General features: G+C 69.8%; 19 protein-coding genes and 1 riboswitch. Of the genes, 7 read left to right on the top strand and 12 right to left on the bottom strand.

Going from position 1 to position 18,407, the window contains the following annotated elements; all coding sequences use genetic code 11:
- Positions 1 to 82: 82 nt before the first annotated feature.
- The 5 genes from groL to OIE67_RS51690 all read right to left on the bottom strand — a co-directional run bounded on the left by groL (position 83) and on the right by OIE67_RS51690 (position 4,712).
- Positions 83 to 1,711, bottom strand: a complete 1,629-nt coding sequence (gene groL / locus OIE67_RS51710) for a chaperonin GroEL (protein ID WP_106250596.1) — start codon at positions 1,709 to 1,711, stop codon at positions 83 to 85.
- 329 nt (positions 1,712 to 2,040) lie between these two features.
- Positions 2,041 to 2,241, bottom strand: coding sequence for a cold-shock protein (locus OIE67_RS51705; RefSeq protein WP_106250594.1), 201 nt, complete (start codon positions 2,239 to 2,241; stop codon positions 2,041 to 2,043).
- A gap of 248 nt (positions 2,242 to 2,489) precedes the next feature.
- On the bottom strand, positions 2,490 to 2,765 hold the full coding sequence (locus OIE67_RS51700; RefSeq protein WP_132331077.1) for a MoaD/ThiS family protein: 276 nt from the start codon (positions 2,763 to 2,765) through the stop codon (positions 2,490 to 2,492).
- Between the two features lie 24 nt (positions 2,766 to 2,789).
- Positions 2,790 to 4,022 (bottom strand): threonine synthase, encoded by a 1,233-nt coding sequence (thrC, locus tag OIE67_RS51695; protein WP_326634549.1) that lies wholly within the window; start codon positions 4,020 to 4,022, stop codon positions 2,790 to 2,792.
- Between the two features lie 13 nt (positions 4,023 to 4,035).
- Positions 4,036 to 4,177, bottom strand: a riboswitch (SAM riboswitch).
- Positions 4,178 to 4,256: 79 nt separating this feature from the next.
- On the bottom strand, positions 4,257 to 4,712 hold the full coding sequence (locus OIE67_RS51690) for an RNA polymerase sigma factor (protein ID WP_245956561.1): 456 nt from the start codon (positions 4,710 to 4,712) through the stop codon (positions 4,257 to 4,259).
- Between the two features lie 206 nt (positions 4,713 to 4,918).
- On the opposite strand from OIE67_RS51690, the gene OIE67_RS51685 reads away from it, so the two are divergent.
- Both OIE67_RS51685 and OIE67_RS51680 read left to right on the top strand, forming a co-directional pair.
- Complete coding sequence (locus tag OIE67_RS51685) at positions 4,919 to 6,349, top strand: alpha,alpha-trehalose-phosphate synthase (UDP-forming) (protein WP_407674813.1); 1,431 nt, start codon at positions 4,919 to 4,921, stop codon at positions 6,347 to 6,349.
- Positions 6,350 to 6,470: 121 nt separating this feature from the next.
- Entirely contained in the window at positions 6,471 to 7,712 is a 1,242-nt protein-coding gene (locus OIE67_RS51680) for an MFS transporter (protein ID WP_326645754.1), read from the top strand.
- Here the strand turns inward: OIE67_RS51680 and OIE67_RS51675 are convergent.
- Genes OIE67_RS51675 through OIE67_RS51665 form a run of 3 tightly spaced genes read right to left on the bottom strand, consistent with a single transcriptional unit; the run spans position 7,690 to position 9,455 of the window.
- Entirely contained in the window at positions 7,690 to 8,310 is a 621-nt protein-coding gene (locus OIE67_RS51675; protein ID WP_326634548.1) for a hypothetical protein, read from the bottom strand. The genes OIE67_RS51680 and OIE67_RS51675 overlap by 23 nt on opposite strands.
- A 35-nt stretch (positions 8,311 to 8,345) precedes the next feature.
- Positions 8,346 to 9,134 carry a trehalose-phosphatase gene (gene otsB / locus OIE67_RS51670; RefSeq protein ID WP_326634547.1) on the bottom strand — a complete coding sequence of 263 codons (789 nt, stop codon included), beginning with the start codon at positions 9,132 to 9,134 and terminating at the stop codon, positions 8,346 to 8,348.
- A 21-nt stretch (positions 9,135 to 9,155) separates the two neighbouring features.
- A complete protein-coding gene (locus OIE67_RS51665; RefSeq protein ID WP_106250585.1) occupies positions 9,156 to 9,455 on the bottom strand; it encodes a DUF3263 domain-containing protein in 300 nt (99 codons plus the stop codon).
- Between the two features lie 137 nt (positions 9,456 to 9,592).
- On the opposite strand from OIE67_RS51665, the gene OIE67_RS51660 reads away from it, so the two are divergent.
- The 5 genes from OIE67_RS51660 (at position 9,593) to OIE67_RS51640 (ending at position 14,205) form a co-directional block, all read left to right on the top strand.
- A complete protein-coding gene (locus OIE67_RS51660) occupies positions 9,593 to 10,399 on the top strand; it encodes an SAM hydrolase/SAM-dependent halogenase family protein (protein ID WP_326634545.1) in 807 nt (268 codons plus the stop codon).
- Between the two features lie 136 nt (positions 10,400 to 10,535).
- Positions 10,536 to 11,267: a hypothetical protein gene (locus OIE67_RS51655; protein ID WP_407674812.1), complete on the top strand. Its 732-nt coding sequence runs from the start codon at positions 10,536 to 10,538 to the stop codon at positions 11,265 to 11,267.
- Complete coding sequence (locus OIE67_RS51650) at positions 11,264 to 12,493, top strand: S8 family serine peptidase (RefSeq protein WP_326634542.1); 1,230 nt, start codon at positions 11,264 to 11,266, stop codon at positions 12,491 to 12,493. The genes OIE67_RS51655 and OIE67_RS51650 overlap by 4 nt, the downstream gene beginning before the upstream one ends.
- Before the next feature lie 25 nt (positions 12,494 to 12,518).
- Positions 12,519 to 12,923 (top strand): Zn-ribbon domain-containing OB-fold protein, encoded by a 405-nt coding sequence (locus OIE67_RS51645; protein WP_326634540.1) that lies wholly within the window; start codon positions 12,519 to 12,521, stop codon positions 12,921 to 12,923.
- A gap of 97 nt (positions 12,924 to 13,020) precedes the next feature.
- Positions 13,021 to 14,205, top strand: a complete 1,185-nt coding sequence (locus tag OIE67_RS51640) for a lipid-transfer protein (protein WP_245956537.1) — start codon at positions 13,021 to 13,023, stop codon at positions 14,203 to 14,205.
- A gap of 171 nt (positions 14,206 to 14,376) precedes the next feature.
- On the opposite strand, the gene OIE67_RS51635 is transcribed toward OIE67_RS51640, so the two are convergent.
- From OIE67_RS51635 to OIE67_RS51620, 4 genes are read right to left on the bottom strand one after another with little or no spacing between them, the layout of a single operon-like run.
- Positions 14,377 to 15,393: an ABC transporter ATP-binding protein gene (locus tag OIE67_RS51635; protein ID WP_326634535.1), complete on the bottom strand. Its 1,017-nt coding sequence runs from the start codon at positions 15,391 to 15,393 to the stop codon at positions 14,377 to 14,379.
- Positions 15,377 to 16,414, bottom strand: a complete 1,038-nt coding sequence (locus tag OIE67_RS51630) for an ABC transporter ATP-binding protein (protein WP_326634533.1) — start codon at positions 16,412 to 16,414, stop codon at positions 15,377 to 15,379. Before OIE67_RS51630 ends, OIE67_RS51635 begins: the two co-directional genes overlap by 17 nt.
- A gap of 14 nt (positions 16,415 to 16,428) precedes the next feature.
- Positions 16,429 to 17,409, bottom strand: coding sequence for an ABC transporter permease (locus OIE67_RS51625; protein WP_326634531.1), 981 nt, complete (start codon positions 17,407 to 17,409; stop codon positions 16,429 to 16,431).
- On the bottom strand, positions 17,402 to 18,346 hold the full coding sequence (locus OIE67_RS51620) for an ABC transporter permease (protein ID WP_326634529.1): 945 nt from the start codon (positions 18,344 to 18,346) through the stop codon (positions 17,402 to 17,404). Before OIE67_RS51620 ends, OIE67_RS51625 begins: the two co-directional genes overlap by 8 nt.
- Between the last annotated feature and the right edge of the window lie 61 nt (positions 18,347 to 18,407).

Raw genomic sequence — 18,407 nt, 5'->3', positions numbered from 1 at the left:
GTGAAACGTAATGGCAGTCAAACAAAACAAGAGCGGCCCGGAAAAGCCCGGACCGCTCTTCGTTCTTACGACGAGAAAAGACCTAGAAGTCCATGTCGCCGCCGCCGGGCATGCCGGCCGGCGCAGCGGGGGTCTTCTCGGGCTTCTCGGCGATGACGGCCTCGGTGGTGAGGAAGAGCGCCGCGATGGAAGCGGCGTTCTGCAGCGCGGAGCGCGTCACCTTGGCCGGGTCGAGGATGCCCACCTCGAACATGTTGACGTACTCGCCGGTCGCCGCGTTGAGGCCCTCACCCGGGGTGAGGTTGCGCACGCGCTCGACCACGACGCCGCCCTCGAGGCCGGCGTTGACCGCGATCTGCTTGAGGGGCTCCTCGAGCGCCTTCTTCACGATCGCCGCACCGGTGGCCTCGTCGCCCGCCAGCTCCAGCTTGTCGAAGGCCTTGGCGCCGGCCTGCAGCAGAGCCACACCACCGCCGGGGACGATGCCCTCCTCGACGGCCGCCTTGGCGTTGCGCACGGCGTCCTCGATGCGGTGCTTGCGCTCCTTGAGCTCGACCTCGGTCGCGGCACCGGCCTTGATCACGGCCACGCCGCCGGCCAGCTTGGCCAGGCGCTCCTGCAGCTTCTCGCGGTCGTAGTCGGAGTCGGTGCGGTCGATCTCGGCCCGGATCTCGTTGACCCGGCCCGCGATCTGCTCGGCGTCACCGGCGCCGTCGACGATCGTGGTCTCGTCCTTGGTCACGACCACCTTGCGGGCGCGGCCCAGCAGGTCGAGGGTGGCGGTCTCGAGCTTGAGGCCGACCTCCTCGGCGATGACCTGACCACCGGTCAGGATCGCGATGTCGTTGAGCATGGCCTTGCGGCGGTCGCCGAAGCCCGGGGCCTTGACCGCGACCGAGCGGAACAGGCCGCGGATCTTGTTGACGACCAGGGTGGCCAGGGCCTCGCCCTCGACGTCCTCAGCGATGATCAGCAGCGGCTTGCCGGACTGCACGACCTTGTCGAGCAGCGGCAGCAGGTCTTTGTTGGCCGAGACCTTGCTGTTGACGATCAGGATGTACGGGTCTTCGAGCACGGCCTCCATGCGGTCGGAGTCGGTCACGAAGTACATCGACGTCATGCCCTTGTCGAAGCGCATGCCCTCGGTGAGCTCGAGCTCGAGGCCGAAGGTGTTGCTCTCCTCGACGGTGATGACGCCTTCCTTGCCGACCTTGTCCATCGCCTCGGCGATGAGCGAGCCGATCTCGGGGTCGGCGGCGGAGATGGAGGCGGTGGAGGCGATCTGCTCCTTGGTCTCCACATCCTTGGCCAGCTTGGAGAGCTCCTCGCTGACGCGCTCGACGGCCGCCTCGATGCCCTTCTTCAGGGCCATCGGGTTGGCGCCGGCGGCGACATTGCGCAGACCCTCGCGCACCAGCGCCTGGGCGAGCACGGTGGCGGTGGTGGTGCCGTCACCCGCGACGTCGTCGGTCTTCTTGGCGACTTCCTTGACCAGCTCGGCGCCGATCTTCTCCCAAGGGTCCTCGAGCTCGATCTCCTTGGCGATGGACACACCGTCGTTGGTGATCGTGGGAGCGCCCCACTTCTTCTCCAGCACGACGTTGCGGCCCTTGGGACCCAAGGTCACCTTGACGGCGTCGGCGAGCTGGTTCATACCGCGCTCGAGACCGCGCCGGGCGTCCTCGTCAAACGCGATCATCTTGGCTGCCATAAGGCTAGACCTCCCAGATGCAGGGTGGCTTGTCGTGGACCGAGCCGACGCCCGCGACGGCATGGGCCCGCATCTCCGTTCGGCAGACCCCATCGTCTCGATCCGATGTTGGCACTCTGCTGCACAGAGTGCCAACGAACTGTTTAGCACTCTACCCTGCCGAGTGCAAGCGAACGCACCCGCGCCCGGTGTTCATCCCCAGGTCAGAAGTCAGTACGGCGAGCCGCCCGAAGCAGCCCGCCGTACGCGAGTCGACGATTGAGGGGGTGACGGTTCGCACGGACTGCGCTGCCGTGCGAGCCCGCCCGGTGCATACCAGTGATGTGACCTCAGACCGTGCGGACGGACTCCGCCTGCGGCCCCTTCTGGCCCTGCGTGATCTCGAACTCGACACGCTGACCCTGTTCGAGAGAGCGGTACCCGTCCATCATGATCGCTGAGTAATGGACGAATACATCCTTACCACCGTCTACCGCGATGAAGCCGTAGCCCTTGTCCGCGTTGAACCACTTGACGGTGCCCTGCGCCACTTCCGACTCCTCTTACTGGTCTCTCAGATCTCGCCCATTCCTCCGCGAGGCCTGTAATCGTCTGACATAACTTGAAAATCAGGCAGACGATCGCCCTCGACCATACCTGTGGCACGGGGTTTGGCAACAGAGTCAATCTGCAAACCAGGTATTTCTTCGCAGCGAACCTCGTACAACGTTGAATTAGCCCAGGAAAAGCAGAAGGCGCCCACAAGGGGCGCCTTCAACGGTCGGGGTTCGCGCGGCGCTCAGCCGCCGGCGACCGCGGGGATGATGGAGATCTGCGTGCCCTCTGGGGCGGGAGTGTCGAGACCCTGGGCGAAACGGACGTCCTCTTCCCCAACATAAACGTTGACGAAACGTCGAATCTTGCCCGATTCATCCAGAATTCTCGCGCCGATGCCGGGGTAGTCGGAGTCCAGCTTGGCGAGTACGTCACGAAGAGTCGCGCCTTCGCCACTCACTTCGGCGTTGCCCCCGGTGTAGGTGCGCAGAATGGTGGGAATCCGCACAGAAACGCTCATGGTAAATGTCGCCTTTCCTGGTTGTCAGACAGTCGCACGGAACGCGTCGAGGGAGGGCCGGATCACGGCCGTGGGCGCGGCGTCGTCGCTGATGGCGTCGAGCGTCTTGAGCCCGTCGCCGGTGTTCAGCACCACGGTCTCGGCCTCGGGATCGAGCCTGCCGCTCTCGGCCAGCTTCTTCAGCACGCCCACGGTCACCCCGCCCGCGGTCTCGGCGAAGATGCCCTCGGTGGAGGCGAGCAGCTTGATGGCGGCCACGATCTCGGCATCCGTGACGTCCTCGACGCCCCCTCCGGTGCGTCGTGCGATGTCCAGCACGTAGGGACCGTCGGCCGGGTTGCCGATGGCCAGCGACTTGGCGATGGTGTCGGGCTTGACCGGCTGGACGACGTCGTGCCCGGCCTTGTACGCGGCCGACACCGGCGAGCAGCCTTCGGCCTGCGCCCCGAAGATCTTGTAGGGCGTCTCCTCGACCAGCCCCAGCTGGATGAGCTCCTTGAAGCCCTTGTCGATCTTGGTGAGCTGCGAGCCCGAGGCGATGGGGATGACGATCTGCTCGGGCAGCCGCCAGCCGAGCTGCTCGGCGATCTCGTACGCGAGCGTCTTGGAGCCCTCGGCGTAGTAGGGCCGCAGGTTGACGTTGACGAAGCCCCACTTGTCGCCCATGGGGTCGCCGATCAGCTCGGAACAGAACCGGTTGACCTCGTCGTAGGTGCCGTCGATCGCGATCAGCCGCCCGCCGAACACGCGGGCCATGGCGATCTTCGCCGCTTCGAGGTCGGCCGGGATGAACACGCAGGCGTCGAGCCCGGCCCGCGCCGCGGCGGCGGTCACCGCGCCCGCGAGGTTGCCCGTGGAGGAGCAGGAAAGGGTGTGGAAGCCGAAGTTGCGAGCCGCCTCGACGGCCATCGCGACCACGCGGTCCTTGAAGGAGTGGGTGGGGTTTCCCGAGTCGTCCTTCACGTGCAGGGATTTGAGCCCGAGCGCCTTGCCGAGGTTTCCGGCCTTGACCAATTTGGTCCAGCCGGGGTTCATATTCGGCTTTTCGGTCACGTCCGTCGGAACGGGGAGGAGTGCGCGGTAACGCCAGATGTTGGCCGGACCGGACTCGATCTGCGCCCGAGTCACCGTGCCGAAGTCGTAGGCCGCCTCAAGCGGCCCGAAACACTCCAGACAGGCGAAACTGGGACCCAGGGGGTAACGGGCGCCGCACTCGCGGCAGGACAGACCGACAGCAGGACCAAAGTCGAGCGACATGAAGCGAGGCCTTCCCTCATCTTCGCCCACGGCCACCTTGACCGCGAACCGGAATTGGCACCTAGTCCCGGTCGGCCTCGCCAGGTCGCGAGTCGAAAGCCGGGAGGGTTGCCGGGGCTTCGCAGGGCCGGTCCCTCCACCCCTCTGGATGAGCAATATGAAGTTGTTGAACTGGACTCTACCCGCTCAAGTGGCCGAAACTTCCACCCGTCTCATCATGTGGGACGGGCGGTCTCAGCGATAGTCCTCGCCCAGGACGCCCTGAACGTACTTGCGCGCCTGGTGGATGCGGGACTTCGCGGTGCCGAGCGGAATGCCGAGCTGCTCGGCCACCTCGTTGTAGTCGAGCTGGACGATGTCGCGCAGCACCAGCGCCTGCGCCAGGTCGGGCTTGTCGGCCTCCAGCGCCTCCATCGCGTCGAGCAGGTCGAGCCGCGAGCCCGCGATCACGCTGACCCGCCGCACGTCCGGCTTCTGCATGGGCAGTTCGTCCGAGCTCTGCTCGGCCGCCCTGCGCTTGAGCGTCCGGTACGTCGTCCGCGCGCAGTTGGCGGTCACGATGTGCAGCCAGGTGCTGAACCTGGCCCGCCCCTCGAAACGCCCGATGTTGCGCGCCACGGCCAGCAACGTATCTTGCGAGGCCTCTTCCGCATCCTGGTGATAGGGGAGGATCCGGGCGCAGTGGCGCATCACATCAGGCTCGATCCGCGCCAGGAGCTCGCCAAGTGCGCGATGGTCTCCTCCGGCCGCGGAGCGGGCGAGTTCCTCGGTTAGCTCATCAAGCGCCATAGATGGGATCCTATGTTTGTGATCGATGGGAGCCTAGTTGACTTCCTCGCCCCTCCGCACGCGAGATGCCGCGGTCCGCGCGTCAATCCCGCGACTCGTGACCGAGGATGTCCATGAACAGCGTCCTGCTCGCCTCCAACAGAGGCCCGGTCTCCTTCACCGTCTCCGACGACGGTGAGCTGACCATGAGGCGCGGCGGCGGCGGCCTGGTCTCGGGCCTGTCGGGCGTGGCCAAGGACGACGGCGTGCTGTGGATCTGCGCCGCGCTGTCCGACGGCGACCGCAGCGCCGTGCGCCTGGCCGCCGGCGGCCGCATCGACCAGGCCGGCTACGACACGGGCCCGCTGCGGATGCTCGACATCGCGCCCGCCGTCTTCCACCGCGCCTACAACGCCGTGGCCAACTCCACCCTGTGGTTCGTCAACCATCTGCTCTACGACATCCCCAACACGCCCAATTTCGGCACCAGGTTCGAGCGCGAGTGGGAGTCCTACCGCGACTACAACGGCGCGTTCGCGCTGGCGCTGGCCGAGGAGGCCGGCCACGGCGCCCGCGTGATGGTGCAGGACTACCACCTGACGCTGACCCCCGCCATGCTCCGCGCCGAACGGCCCGACCTGCGCATCGCCCACTTCAGCCACACGCCGTGGGCGCCGCCGGAATACTTCTCCCTGCTGCCCGACGAGGTGGCGCGCGAGGTCCTGGAGGGCATCCTGGGGGCCGATCACGCCGGGTTCCTCACCGACCGATGGGCGCAGGCGTTCATGGACTGCTGTGAGCGCCTGCTGGGCGCGGAGGCCGACCGCGTCGGGCGCAGCGTCACCCACGAGGGCCGCACCACCCGCATCGGGGTGCAGAGCCTCGGCGTGGACGGCTCGGCGCTGTGGGAGCGGGCCTGCGAGCCCGACGTCGAGTCCCACATGACCGCGCTCAGGGAGCAGGTGGGCGACCGCAGGCTGATCGTCCGCATCGACCGCACCGAGCTGTCGAAGAACATCGTCCGCGGCCTGATCGCCTACCGCGAGTTCCTGGCCGCGCATCCCGAGTGGCACGGCCGGGTCGTCCACCTCGCCTTCGCCTATCCCAGCCGGCACGACCTGCCCGAATACCGCGAATACACCGCGTCGGTGCAGCGCCGCGCCCAGGAGATCGAGGACGAGTACGCCACCGACGACTGGGACCCGCTGATCCTCAACGTCAACGACGACTACCCGCGTTCGCTGGCCGCGTACCGGATGGCCGACGTGCTGCTCGTCAACCCCATCCGCGACGGCATGAACCTGGTCGCCAAGGAGGGGCCGGTCCTGTCGGAGCGGTGCGCGCTGGTGCTGTCGCGGGAGGCGGGGGCGGCGGCCGAGCTGGGCCAGCACGCGCTCCTGGTCAATCCGTACGACATCAGCGGCACGGCCGCGGCGCTGCACGACGCGCTGGTCATGCCGGAGGACGAGCGGCGCATGCGCCGCGACAAGCTGCACGCCGCCGCGACCGCCCTGCCGCCGCAGAAGTGGTTCGCCGCCCAGCTCGACGCCCTGACCTGACCCGGCTCGGTGCCCTGACCCGACCTGACCCGGCGCCGCCGCCCTGAGCCGGGCCGGTTCCGGGCGCTGACCTACTATGGGAGGGCGATCCCCTCACCGATCGGGAGGCTGCCGGGTGAGCATGGTCTTACCGCCCATCCGGCTGATCCGAGATCGCCCGACCTGGCTCATCTACCTCCAGCTCAGCGCGTTCGCCACCTACATGTACGGCCTGAGCGCCGCCCTGCCGCTGCTCCGCGCCGACCTGCGCGTCCCGGCCACCGTGGCGGGCCTGCACGGCACCGCCATGGCCGCGGGCACGATCGCGGCCGGGCTGCTGCTGCCGGCGCTCACCCGCAGGTTCGGCCGGCGCGCGACGACCTGGATCGGCCTGGCCGGGATGAACGCCGGCCTGCTCGTGATCGTCCCCGCCGACGCCCTGCCGCTGACCATGCTCGGGTACGGCGTCTCCGGCGGGTTCAGCGCGATCATGCTCTACACCGCCATGGCCGCGCTCAGCGACCACCACGGCCCGGCGGGACCGGCCGCGATCAGCGAGGCCAACGCCGTCGGCGTGGTGGTGGGCATGGGGATGACGTTCTGCCTCAGCGTGGTCGCCCAGACCGCGTTCGGCTGGCGCGCGGCGCTGCTGGTCACGCCGGTCGTGAGCGTGCTGCTGGCGCTGTTCATGGGCCGCGTCTGGCCCCCGCCGCCGCCCGGCCCGCACCAGGCCGCCGGGGCCGCCGGGGCCGGCGTGGACGCGAAGACGGTGGCCGGTCCGGGCGGGAGCCCGGGGCGAGCGGCCAGTGCGGATGGGGACGCGGAGGCGGTGGGCAGGCCGGGGTGGGGGTTCCATCTGGCGGGGCTGGTGCTGTTCTGCTGCGTGGCGATGGAGTTCACGTTCAACCTGTGGGCCGCCGACCTGTTCGCCGGCCGTACGGGACTCAGCGCGGCCGCGGCGGCCACGGGGCTGACGGCGTTCGTGGGCGGGCTGGCGGCCGGCCGGTTCGCCGGGGCGCAGCTGGCGCTGCGCCTGCCCACGGTGCCGCTGTTCGTGGGGGCGCTGGCGGTGGCGTTCGCGGGCTGGCTGCTGTTCTGGCTGAGCACCCACCCGGCACTCTCCTACGCCGGGCTGGTGGTCTGCGGGCTCGGCGCCTCGCTGCACTTCCCGCTGGCGCTGTCGGGGCTGATCGCCGGCGCGGGCGGCCGGGCCGACCTGGCGGCGGCGGCGTCGCCGATCTGGGCGGGAGCCGCCATCGCGGCCGGCCCGCTCGCGCTCGGCGCGCTCGCCGACGGCTTCGGCACCTGGAAGGCGTTCCTCCTGGTGCCGGTGCTCATCGGCCTGGCCGTGGCCGGGGTGCTCAGTTCCAGTCGGCGTTCCTGAGCGCGGCGGACAGGCCCGGCGTGCTCCACTGGTCGACGACGAGGATCCTCGTCTTCGGCAGGTACCACTCGCGCTGTGTGTAGCGCGACTTCACCTTGCCGTTCGCGTACGAGACGCAGCTCGCCCGCCACTCGCGGTAGGCCGCCTTGTGCCCGGGACCGAGCCGGCGCAGGCCCTTGACCTTGGCCGAGCCGAGGACCTGTCCCCACTTGCCGTTGCTCGGACACTGCTGCACGTCGGTCGCGGGGTAGAACGGCCTGGTCCCGTCGTAGGCGTGGAAGAGCTCATTGCCGTGCTTGATGGCCTTGGGGCCGAGCACCCAGAAGCCGCGGCAGCCGGGGGTGCCGTAACCGCCGGAGGGCTTGGCGCATCTGCCGGTGACCACGTGGATCCAGTCGGGGCTGACCCGGTGCACCGCCCATTTGATCGGCAGATGGAGCGTCAGCCCGCCCCTGAGCTTGAGGGGCTGAGTGGACGCGTCGCTGGTGGCGTTCGCGGCGTGCGTGCCGCTGGTGGCGTTCGCGGCGTACGCGGGGAAAGGTGCGGCCAGGAGGGTGATCGCGGTCAGGGTCGCGACGGCGAGATGGCGCTTGGACATGGGACCGACTCTAGGAAGTGCGACTTGCAGCCCGATCACGAACGACTGAACGCCGACCCCAGCTCACGCAGCAGCGCCACCACACCCTGCGGCCCGTCCACTACGATGTCGGCCCGTTCGGCCAGCGCCGTCACCTCGGCGGAGCCACTGCACACGGTCACCCCGGGCAGCCCGGAGGCGCGTACGGCGTCGAACGCGGCCAGATCGCCCAGGTCGTCACCCACGAACATCACCGACCTCGCCGCCTTCTCGGCCAGGAACAGGCTCAGCGCGTGTCCCTTGTCCATGCCTGGCGGCCGCAGCTCCAGCACCATGCGCCCCGGCTCGATCACCAGGTCGTGCTTCGCGGCCAGCTTGGCCAGCGGCTCGCGCAGCACGGCCAGCGCGCCCTCGGGGTCGGGGCTGCGCCTGGTGTGCACGGCCACGGCCCGGCCCTTGTCCTCGATGACGACGCCCGGCAGATCGAGCGTGCCGAGCAGCAGTTGCAGCTCCGCCTCGGCCCTGGGCACCCCTGGCGGGGGCGGGGGCGCGGAGACGCGGCCGTCCTCCCAGCGTTCGAAGCCGTAGTGCCCGAGCACGACCAGCCCCTCCACGTCGGCCAGGCCGGGGCCGAGCTCCAGCGCGGTGGCCGCGGGCCTGCCGGTCACGACGACCACCGCGAGGACGTGAGCGCCCAGGTCGGCGAGTACTTCGGGCGCTTCCGGGTGGATCACAGCCTTGGCCGGATCGGGCACGATCGGCGACAGTGTGCCGTCGAAGTCGAGCCCGATCACGGCGCCCGCCGGATCACGCAAGATCGCTTCGATTCCAGGGATGTTCTTCACGCGGCTGCCGTACCCAGCCGGTCAGGGGCGCATGCCAAACCTTCTGGCGGCGCGCTCGCGCTGGCGGGTGGAGCGTAGCCGGCGCAGCCTCTTGACCAGCATGGGGTCCTGCTCCAGTGCCTCCGGCCGGTCGATCAGTTCGCTGAGCAGCTGGTAGTAGCGCGTGGCGGAGAAACCGAAGCTCTCCTTGATGGCCTGCTCCTTCGCGCCCGCGTAGCGCCACCATTGGCGCTCGAAGGCGAGGAGCTCGATGTCGCGTTGTGAGAGGGGTTGTCGGGACGGTTCCTGGGCAGCATTGTCACCGCTGAGCGGTGCTCCCATGGTGTCCTCCTCGAAAGGGGCGAGCGTCGGTCACGTCGCTCGCACGCGGCCCGAGGCCATCGTATGTGCCGAGTGCGGCCGTTCACGGCGGATTGGCGGCTGTTCACGGTGGATTGCGGGACGTACAGTCACCAAATGTGACCTCTGTCATCACGCTCCTCACCGATTACGGGCTCGAAGACGGTTACGTGGCGGCCTGTCACGGGGTGATCGCCGGCATCGCTCCCGCGGCCCGCGTGATCGACGTGTGCCACCTGATCCCCTCCGGCGACGTACGGCGCGGAGCGGCGGTCCTGGCCCAGACGATCCCCTACCTGCCGCAGGGCATCCACATCGGCGCGGTCGATCCGGGCGCGGGCGGGGCCAGGCGGGCGGTGGCCGTGGAGGCGGGCGGCCGGGTGTTCATCGGTCCCGACAACGGGCTGCTGTCGTGGGCGGTGCACGCCAGTGGCGGGCCGGTGGCGGCGTACGAGATCAGCAACTCCGCGCACTTCCTGCATCCGGTCTCGCCCACCTTCCACGGGCGCGACGTGTTCGCGCCGGTCGCGGGGCGGCTGTTCGGCGGGCTGCGTACCGCGGACCTGGGGCCCGAGGTGCCGCTGGCCAGGCTGGTGTCGCTGCCCGAGCCGACCTCGCAGCTGCGCGAGGGCTCGGTGGAGGGCGAGGTGGTCTCGGTCGACCGGTACGGCAACACACAGCTGTCGATAGCGGCCGGCGACCTTCAGGCGCTGGGTGTGCGGGTGGGTGACACGCTGGGGGTGTGGCTGGGGCGGCGGCAGCTCGCGCTTCCCTTCCGTGAGACGTACGCGGCTGTGCCGCCGGGGGAACTGGTCGCGTTCGCGGACTCGGCCGGGCTGATCGCCATCGCGATCAACTCCGGTGACGCGGCCCAGCGCCTGGGGCTCCCGCCTGGGGCACATGTCCGACTTTCGCCCACACCGTAGGCGGAAAGCCATAGATCGGAATTACTCCGCGTATCGGTCTGTTTACCGAAGCGTCGGAATGTCTGAACGCTCTCGTGTCAGAATGCGGAACAGATCGGAGGTCCCTCCCCTCCCGTTCGAGGTTGACATGTTCCATTTGTCCCTTGTGCTGTTGTCCATCATGGCCGCGGTCTGGCCCTCATCGGCGCCGACCGTCTCAGAGCGCTGGCACGCGTGGCCGGTCGCCCGGGTCTTCCCCGACTCGGTGCCCGGCTCCAGCCCTTCGGGGGCGCGGGTCACGTACGTGCTGGCCGGAGTCGCCCCCGAGGCGCCCTGCCGGCGCGCCTTCCAGCCCGCCGCCGTACGTTCGAGTTGCCGCACGGCCTTACGCGCCACGTACGTGGACAGCACCCGCACCTTCGTCGTCACCGTCGGCATCGCCGTCCTCGCCAGCCGCACGACCACCGCCACCGATCCGGGGGCCGAGCGCACCGCCGGGTCGTCCGCCGACCTGGGATTCGGTCTCGCGGCCGGACCCTCGGCCGATCTCGCGGCCGGGTCTTGGGCCGGTGTGGTGGCCGGGTCTTGGGCCGGGACCTCGGCCGGTGTGGTGGCCGGGTCCGTGGCCGGTCCCGGAGTCGTTCTCGCCGACGCGGGGCGGCCCGCGACCGTGCGGCCGGTTGCCTTCCCCGGCGGAGCGGCCGAGCGGTTTGGCGATCGGCAGTACTTCACCGGCGTCGTGGTCGACTCCGACGAGCGCTATGTGGTGGCGACGGCCGCCGGATACGCCGACGGGCGGACGTACCGGCCGGGCGACGGCGCCGTGGCCCGGCTGCGCCACGCGGCCCGGCAACTGGCGACGGTCCTGCACCAGGCGCTGACCCGATGAGGCGGCTCATCGTCCCGACGCTGGTGACCGGCCTGGCGGCCGTCATCGCCGTCCCCGGCACCGCCGCCCACGCGACCAGCACCACCGACACGACCAGCACCGCCCACACGACCGGCATCGCAGGCGCGGCGAGCGTTGTCGGGGTGGCGGATGTGGTGGATGACGTCGGGGATCTGGGGGAGGCGGCGCGGGCCGGGCAGTGGCAGTTGGGCACGTTGCGGCTGCCCGAGGCGTGGCGGGTGAGCAAGGGCGAGGGCGTGGTGGTGGCCGTCCTGGACACCGGCGTCAACGCGCACCACCCCGACCTGCGCGGCGCCGTCATCGAGGGCCCCGACCTGACCGGCACGGGCGACCGGCCGTGGGGCCCGCACGGCACCGCCATGGCCAGCCTGATCGCGGGCCGCGGTCACGGCGACGGCAGCGGGATCATGGGCGTGGCCCCCGCCGCCACGGTGCTGTCGGTGCGGGTGACGCTGGAGAACGGCGACCCGCGGCGCGGCAGGCAGCTCTCCGGCTGGCGCGACGCGCTGGCCAAGGGCATCCGGTACGCGGCCGACCACGGCGCCGACGTCATCAGCATGTCGCTCGGCGGCGGCAGCGGCGCGTGGGAGGGGTACGCGGCGGAGGAGGAGGCCGTCCAGCACGCGATCAGCAAGGGAGCGGTGCTGGTGGCCTCCTCGGGCAACGACGGGGCCACCGCCAACAGGAAGAACTTCCCCGCCGCCTATCCGGGGGTGATCGCGGTGGGCGCGGTCGACCGGCGGATGAAGGTGGCCCGGTTCTCCAACAAGCAGGACTACGTCTCGGTGGTGGCGCCCGGCACGCAGATCGTCACGGCCGACGCGGGCACCTCGTACGTGGTCGGCGACGGTACCAGTTCGGCCGCCGCCATGGTCGCGGGCATCGCGGCGCTGATCAGGGCGGCGCATCCCGACATGTCGCCCTACCACGTGCGCCGGGCCATCGAGCTGGGCACCGGGCGGCGGCCGTCGGGCGGCTACAGCCCCGCCTACGGGCACGGCGTGGTCGACGCGCTGCTCGCCCTGCGGACGGCGGACCGGCTGGCGGTGCCGGTCACGGCCATGGCCGGCCCAGGGCCGTACTTCGGTGACGGGCCCGTGCCGGCCACCCGGATGCCGGTGGTGGGCGGCATGCTGATGCTGATGGCGGTGATGTCGGCACGGGTGGTGCTGCGCCGCCGCGGACGGCGAAGGGATGTAACCTAGCAAGCGCTTGTGTGATACTCCGGCTATGACGTACGCGATCGACGGCTGGTTCGCCATCGAGGAAGAGGGCGTCCGCCTGCTGGGCACCCGGTGCCCGGCCTGCGGGACGGTCTGCTTCCCGCCACGGCACGACTCGTGCCCCGATCCCCGGTGCACGAGCACGGACATGGAGGTGTTCCGGCTGCCCCGGCGCGGGCGCGTCTGGTCGTACACGAACGCCTGCTACCCGCCGCCGGCGCCGTACGTGGCCGCGCAGCCGTACGAGCCGGTCGCACTGGCTGCCGTCGAGCTCGACGAGGTCGGGATCGTGGTGCTCGGGCAGGTCAAGGGCCTGACGGTGGACGAGCTCACGGTCGGCATGGAACTGGAGCTGACCTCGGGCCCCCTGGCCGACGGCCCGCTCGTGTGGATGTGGGGGCGAGCGTCATGAGGGGCACACCGCTGGAGGCGAGCGTCATGAGGGGCACACCGCCGGAGGCGAACGTCATGAGGCCCGTGACAGTGCCGCACCGCTGGAGGCGAGCGTCGTGAGCGTGGTCGTGATGGGCACCGGGATGCACCCGTGGGGCAAGTGGGGCCGCCCGTTCCTCGACTACGGCGTGGCCGCCGCCCGCGAAGCGCTCAAGGACGCCGGCCTGGCCTGGACGGACGTGCAGTTCGTGGTCGGCGCGGACACCATCAGGAACGGCTACCCGGGCTTCGTCTCCGGCGCCTCCTACGCCAAGGCACTGGGCTGGTCGGGCGCCAGGGTCGCCTCCTGCTACGCGGCCTGCGCGTCGGGCGCCCAGGCGCTGGACATCGCCCGCGCCAGGATCCTGGCCGGGCTGTGCGACGTCGCCCTCGTGATCGGCGCGGACGCGACCCCGAAGGGCTTCTTCAAACCGGTCGGCGGCGACCGCCCCGACGACCCCGACTGGCTGCGCTTCCGCCTCCTGGGCGCCACGAACCCCGCCTACTTCGCCCTCTACGCCCGCCGCCGGATGGCCGTGCACGGCTCGACGCCGGCGGACTTCGCCGCCGTCAAGGTCAAGAACGCGCTCGCGGGCTCGCTCAACCCGATGGCCCGCTACCGCGAGCGGGTCACCGCCGAGCAGGTGCTGGCCTCCCCCATGGTGGCCGACCCGCTGCACCTGATGGACATCTGCGCCACCTCGGACGGCGGCGCGGCGGTGGTCCTGGCCTCGGAGGGGTATGCCCGCCGCCACGGCGGCACCCTGGTACGCCTGGCCGCCGTCTCCACGGTCACGCCCACCTTCCCGAACACGGTGCTGGAGCTGCCCGACTTCGCCACGGACTCCCGCGTCACCGAGCCCCCGCCCGGCCACCGGCCCTTCAGGGCCGCGATCGCGCACGCGGCCTACGAGGAGGCGGGCCTGGGCCCGCAGGACGTGTCGCTGGCCGAGGTCTACGACCTGTCCACGGCGCTGGAGCTGGACTGGATGGAGGACGTCGGCCTCTGCCCGCCCGGCGAGGCCGACAAGCTGCTCCGGGACGGCCAGACCGCGCTGGGCGGCCGCATCCCGGTCAACCCGTCGGGCGGCCTGGCCTCGTTCGGCGAGGCGATCCCGGCCCAGGCCATCGCCCAGCTCTGCGAGCTGACCGCCCAGCTGAGCGGCCGGGCGGGGCCGCGCCAGGTGGAGAACGCCCGCGTCGGCCTGGCGGCCAACCAGGGCCTGTTCGGCCACGGCTCAGCGATCATCGCCACCCGCTGAGCCCCGGAACGTGGTCCGGCTTTTGAACCACGTCACGGGGCCCACAGAGCGCCGTGACGGCGGCCCGCCACTGACGGGTTCAGCCGGCGTCTCCCTGGAGGGCCATCAGCCACGTACGGCGTCCGGGGCAACCCGGCGCCGCCGTAACAGATGGACCCTCCAGAAAAGAAATCAGCCTACGTGCACCACATCGTGGGTTTCGGCGAAATGGCAGGCGCTTTCGTGCGCCGTGCCCGGCCGGATCTGCAGCAGCGGCTCCTCCTCCGCGCAGATCTCCTGCGCCTTCCAGCACCGCGTGCGGAACCGGCACCCGCTCGGCGGGTTGGCGGGCGACGGCGGGTCACCCTGGAGGATGATCCGCTCCCGCTGCTCCCGGCCCTCGGGGTCGGGCACCGGCACCGCCGACAGCAGCGCCTGCGTGTACGGATGCGCCGGCCGGTCGTAGATCTCCGTGTCCTTGCCCAGCTCCACGAACTTGCCCAGGTACATCACGCCGACCCGGTCGGAGATGTGGCGCACCACCGACAGGTCGTGGGCGATGAAGATGTAGGCCAGGTTGAACTCGTTCTGCAGCCGTTCGAGCAGGTTGATGACCTGCGCCTGGATCGACACGTCGAGCGCGGAGACCGGCTCGTCGCAGACGATGATCTCCGGCTGCAGCGCCAGCCCGCGGGCGATGCCGATGCGCTGCCGCTGCCCGCCGGAGAACTGGTGCGGGTAGCGGTTGATGTGGTCGGGGTTGAGTCCGACCACCTCCAGCAGCTCCTGCACCTTCGTGCGCCGGTCACCCTTGGGGGCGACCTCGGTGTGGATCTCGTACGGCTCGCCGATGATGTCGCCGACGGTCATCCGGGGGTTCAGCGAGGTGTACGGGTCCTGCATCACCATCTGGATGTTGCGCCGCATGCGCTTGAGCTCGCTGCCCTTGGCCTTGGCGATGTCCCGGCCGTCGATCTTGACCGAGCCCGAGGTGGGCCGCTCCAGCGCCATCAGCACCTTGGCGAGGGTGGACTTGCCGCAGCCCGACTCGCCCACGATGCCCAGCGTCTCGCCCCTGTTCAGGTCGAACGAGACGCCGTCGACGGCCTTGATCGCGCCGATCTGCTTCTTGAAGAGGATGCCCTGCGTCAGCGGGAAGTGCTTGACCAGGTCGCGCACCTCGAGAATGCGCTCACTGCCGCTCGCCATCGAGGACCTCCCTCCAGTAGTGGCAGGCGCTGCTGCGCACGCCGCTGATCTCGTAGAGCGGGGGGGCGTCGGTCACGCAGTTGTCCTGCCGGTACGGGCACCGCGGGTTGAACGAGCAGCCCGACGGCAGGTCCAGCAGGTTGGGCGGCAGACCCTTGATCGCGTACAGTTCCTGGCCCTTGAGGTCGACCCTGGGGATCGAGTCCAGCAGGCCCTTCGTGTACGGATGCGCGGGCGCCTTGTAGATGTCGTACACGGGGGCGTTCTCCACGATGCGCCCCGCGTACATGACCGCGATCTTGTCGGCCACGTCGGCCACGACGCCGAGGTCGTGGGTGATGAGGATCAGGCCCATCTGGCTCTCGCGTTGCAGCTCGGCCAGCAGTTCCATGATCTGCGCCTGGACGGTCACGTCCAGCGCCGTGGTCGGCTCGTCCGCGATCAGCACCTCGGGGTCCAGCGCGATCGACATGGCGATCATGATGCGCTGGCGCATGCCCCCGGAGAACTGGTGCGGGTAGTCGTGCACGCGCTGCCTGGCGGCCGGGATGCGGACCCGGTCCATCAACTCGACGGCCTTCTTCATGCCGTCGGCCTTGGACATGCCCCGGTGCACCCGGAACATCTCGCTGATCTGCCAGCCCACGGTGAAGACCGGGTTGAGGGCGGAGAGCGCGTCCTGGAAGATCATCGCGATCCGCTGCCCGCGCACCTGCGTGCGGGCGTCCTCCGACAGCTTGAGCAGGTCGGTGCCCCTGAAGCGGATCTCCCCCTTGGGGATGACCGCCGGCGGCATGTCGAGGATGCCCATGATGGCCTGGGCCGTCACGGACTTGCCCGAGCCCGACTCGCCCAGCACGGCGAGGGTCTCACCCGCGCCGACCGTGTAGCTCACGCCGTTGACCGCGCGCACGACGCCCGCGCGGGTCTGGAACTCCACGTGCAGGTTGTCGACGGCGAGCAGCGGCCCGTCGCCCGGCCCTCCCTCGGCGGGCAACGCGTCCGGAGTCGTCTTCGTCACTTTGATCCTCCCTCCTACCTGAGCTTCGGATCGAGCGCGTCGCGCACGGCGTCGCCCATCATGATGAACGCCAGCACGGTGACGCACAGGAACACGGCCGGGAAGATCAGCGGCAGCGGCGCCTCCAGGAACCTGTTGCGCGCGTCGGCGATCATCAGGCCCCAGGAGATGTCCGGCGACTGCACGCCGACGCCCAGGAAGGACAGCGCGGCCTCGGCCGCGATGAATCCGCCCAGGTTGATCGTGGCCACGACGATGACCGGGGCCACCGAGTTGGGCAGCAGGTGACGGAACATGATCCGGCCCGCTCCCGCGCCCAGTGCCCTGGCCGCGACCACGAAGTCCTGGCTCTTCGCCGTGATCACGGCCGCCCGCATGATGCGGTACGTCATCGGCCAGCCGAGCACCGCCAGCGCGATGATGACCAGCAGGATGCTGTTGGCCCGGCCGCGGAACGTGGCCGCGATCAGCAGGGCGCCCAGGATCGGGGGGATGGCGAAGAAGACCTCGGTCAGCCGCGAGGAGACCGTGTCGACCATGCCGCTCTTGTAACCGGCGATGATGCCGAGCAGCCCGCCCACGAGCGTGGTGATGATCGTGGTCAGCACGCCGATCACGATCGAGTTGCGGGCCCCGTAGATCGTCCTGGAGTAGACGTCACAGCCGAGGCTGTCGCGTCCGAACAGGTGACCCGCGCTGGGCGTCTGCCGCGCCGTGGACAGGTCGCACGTCCTGGCGTTGAACGGGTCGACCGAGGTGAACAGCTGCGGCCAGAACGACATGACCAGCAGGATCAGGATGATGACCACCGACAGGATGAACATCGGCCGGCGCCTGAGGTCGTACCAGGCGTCGGTCCACAGGCTCGCGGGCTTGCCGCCCTTGGCCTGCTTGTGCTTGCCCTGACGGTGCGGCGCGGGCGCGGTCACCGTGTCCGAGACCATGGTCTGCGTCTCCGGGAGTCCCGGCCCGACCGGCGGGGTTGGGTTACTCATAGCGGATCCTCGGGTCTAGCACGGCGTACAACAAGTCGACGACCAGGTTGGCCAGGATGTAGACCAGCACCAGTACGGTGACGATACCGACGACGACGGGTTGTTCGCGCAGGTACACCGACGTGAAGAGCTGGTTTCCGATCCCCTGGAGATTGAAGATCGTCTCGGTGATCACCGCGCCGCCCATCAGGTTGCCGAGGTCGGCGCCCAGATAGGTGACCAGCGGGATCAGCGCGTTGCGCAGGCCGTGCCTGCCGACGACCCGGCGTCTGGACAGGCCCTTGGCCGTGGCCGTGCGGATGTAGTCCGCCCTCAGCGTCTCCGCCAGGCTCGTCCTGGTGAGCCTGGTCAGGTACGCGATGGACGTCCCCGCGAGCACGAAGCCGGGCAGCAGGTAGCTGCGCCAGCCCGCGAACGTGCCCGCCACGGGGAAGATGTCCGCTCCGGTCCACTGCTTGAGTTTCACACCCAGCAGGAGCTGCAGCACGAAACCGGTCACCAGCGTGGGCACCGAGATCAGCAGCAGCGTCGAGGCCAGGATCATGGTGTCGGTGGCCTTGCCGCGGCGCAGCGCCGCCCACAGGCCCAGGCCGACGCCGATGACGGCCTCCATGGCCAGGGCGGTCAGCGCGAGGTTCAGCGTGATCTGGAACTTGCCGGCCATGATCTGGGACACCGGGATGTCGGCGAAGTTCACGCCGAAGTCACCGCGGAAGAGGACGCCGCTGATGTAGTACCAGTACTGCAGCAGCAGCGGATCGTTGAGGTGGTACTGCTCGCGCAGCACCTCGGCGATCGCGGCGTCCGGGCGCTTGTCCCCGAACAGTGCCGCGATGGGGTCTCCGGGCAGTGCGAAGACGATGCAGAAGATGAGTAGCGTGGCGCCGAGCAGGACGGGTATCGCCTGGATCAGTCGCCTAATGACATATCGGCCCATTCAAGCCCTCCGGTACACACTTGGAGGCAGCCCCCGGAGTCCGTGGTTTACCCGGCTCGAG

This window comes from Nonomuraea fuscirosea (assembly GCF_035917475.1).
Classification (GTDB): domain Bacteria; phylum Actinomycetota; class Actinomycetes; order Streptosporangiales; family Streptosporangiaceae; genus Nonomuraea; species Nonomuraea fuscirosea.
The sequence above is the reverse complement of the archived record's forward strand: the minus strand, read 5'-3'. Positions and strand labels throughout refer to the sequence as shown.